This is a genomic window from Mesorhizobium sp. WSM4976, assembly GCF_029625685.1.
GTDB lineage: Bacteria > Pseudomonadota > Alphaproteobacteria > Rhizobiales > Rhizobiaceae > Mesorhizobium.
Genome location: NZ_JARTVT010000085.1, coordinates 1 through 1,529, shown reverse-complemented (window position 1 = coordinate 1,529; position 1,529 = coordinate 1). Strand labels below are relative to the sequence as shown.

The 1,529-nt window shown below is 63.8% G+C and carries 1 protein-coding gene and 1 pseudogene; both read left to right on the top strand.

Annotation, left to right across the window (positions count from 1 at the left end; genetic code table 11):
- Nucleotides 1-74 precede the first annotated feature (74 nt).
- A pseudogene (locus tag P9272_RS35775) lies at nucleotides 75-1,163 on the top strand (IS5 family transposase).
- A 1-nt stretch (nucleotide 1,164) separates the two neighbouring features.
- On the top strand, nucleotides 1,165-1,509 hold the full coding sequence (locus tag P9272_RS35770; RefSeq protein ID WP_278164909.1) for a hypothetical protein: 345 nt from the start codon (nucleotides 1,165-1,167) through the stop codon (nucleotides 1,507-1,509).
- Nucleotides 1,510-1,529 lie beyond the last annotated feature (20 nt).

Below are 1,529 nucleotides of genomic sequence, written 5' to 3'. Positions count from 1 at the left end.
GCTGTTGAAATAGGCACTCGCCACCGGACCGCAGCGGTGATTCACTGGTTTCCGAAGGGATTCGGAGGTGACGAGTGCGCGGCGGCAACGATCGAACTGGCGAACTGTTCAGCTATGTTGACCTTGATGCGCGGGTGCGGCGCAATCATCCGTTGCGGACGATCCGGTTAATCGTGAGCGAAGCGCTGTCGACGCTGGAGCGGGACTTCGCGGCGCTGTATTCGCCGATCGGAGGCCATCGATCCCGCCGGAGAAGCTGCTGCGGCGATGCTGTTGCAGGCGTTCTATTCGATCCGCTCGGAGCGGCTGTTGATGGAGCGGCTGGAATACGACCTTCTGTTCCGCTGGTTCGTCGGCATCGGCGTCGACGACGCGGCGTGGGACCATTTGGTGTTCTCCAAGAACCGCGACCGGCTGCTTGAGGGCGACATCGCGGCGAAGTTCCTGGCGGCGGTGCTGGCCCAGCCCAGGGTGAAGAGGCTTCTGTCGACCGATCACTTCTCGGTCGACGGAACGCTGATCGAGGCGTGGGCGTCGATGAAGAGCGTCAAGCCGAAGGACGGCTCTGGCGAGCCGCCGTCTGAGGGCGGCGGGCGCAACGCCGAAGCGGACTTCCATGGCCAGAAACGATCGAACGAGACGCATGCCTCAACCACCGATCCTGACGCCAGGCTCTACCGCAAGGGGAAAGGCAAGGAGACGAAGCTATGCTTCATGGGACATGGCTTGATGGAGAACCGCCACGGCCTGCTGGTCGATGCCTGCCTGACGCTGGCCGACGGGCACGCCGAGCGGGTGGCGGCGTTGCACATGATCGAGCCTTGCGCCGACCAGCCAGCCGCGATCATGCTCGGCGCCGACAAGGCCTACGACGCGGAAGACTTCGTCAATGAGCTGCGCTCGATGAGGGTGACGCCGCATGTAGCGCAGAACACGAGCGGCCGTAGTTCGGCCATCGACGGGCGCACCACCCGGCATAGCCGCTATGCTGTCAGTCAGCGTATTCGCAAGCGCATTGAAGAGGCGTTCGGCTGGATCAAGACGGTCGCCGGTCAGCGCCAAACCAAGTTCCGCGGCCGGGACCGCGTCGGATGGGGCTTCACCTTCGCTGCCGCCGCCACAATCTGGTGCGGCTGCCGAAGCTCATCGCTGGGAGCAACTGACATGGCCAAGGTTCCAGCCATCGCCAAGGCCTTTGCGGGTCGCTGGCGTATCGTCGAAATGGATGTCTGGGACAACGATTTCCTCGATCTCGTCGAAGAGGCGCATCTGATCTTCAAGGGCGCGGCGGACGGCGAGATCGGCTTCGGCGCCCTCAAAGGCTTCCTTGATGTCCGCTACGGCGCGCGAGACGGCTCGGCCTGCGCGGAATTCTCGTGGGAGGGACACGACGAAGGCGATCCTGCTTGCGGTCGCGGATGGGCGATGATCGGCACCGCGGGTCGCCTCGTCGGCCACTTCTACATCCACAATGCCGACGATTCAGGCTTCGTCTGCGAGCGCGCCTGACTTCTTCAACAGCCTGCTAG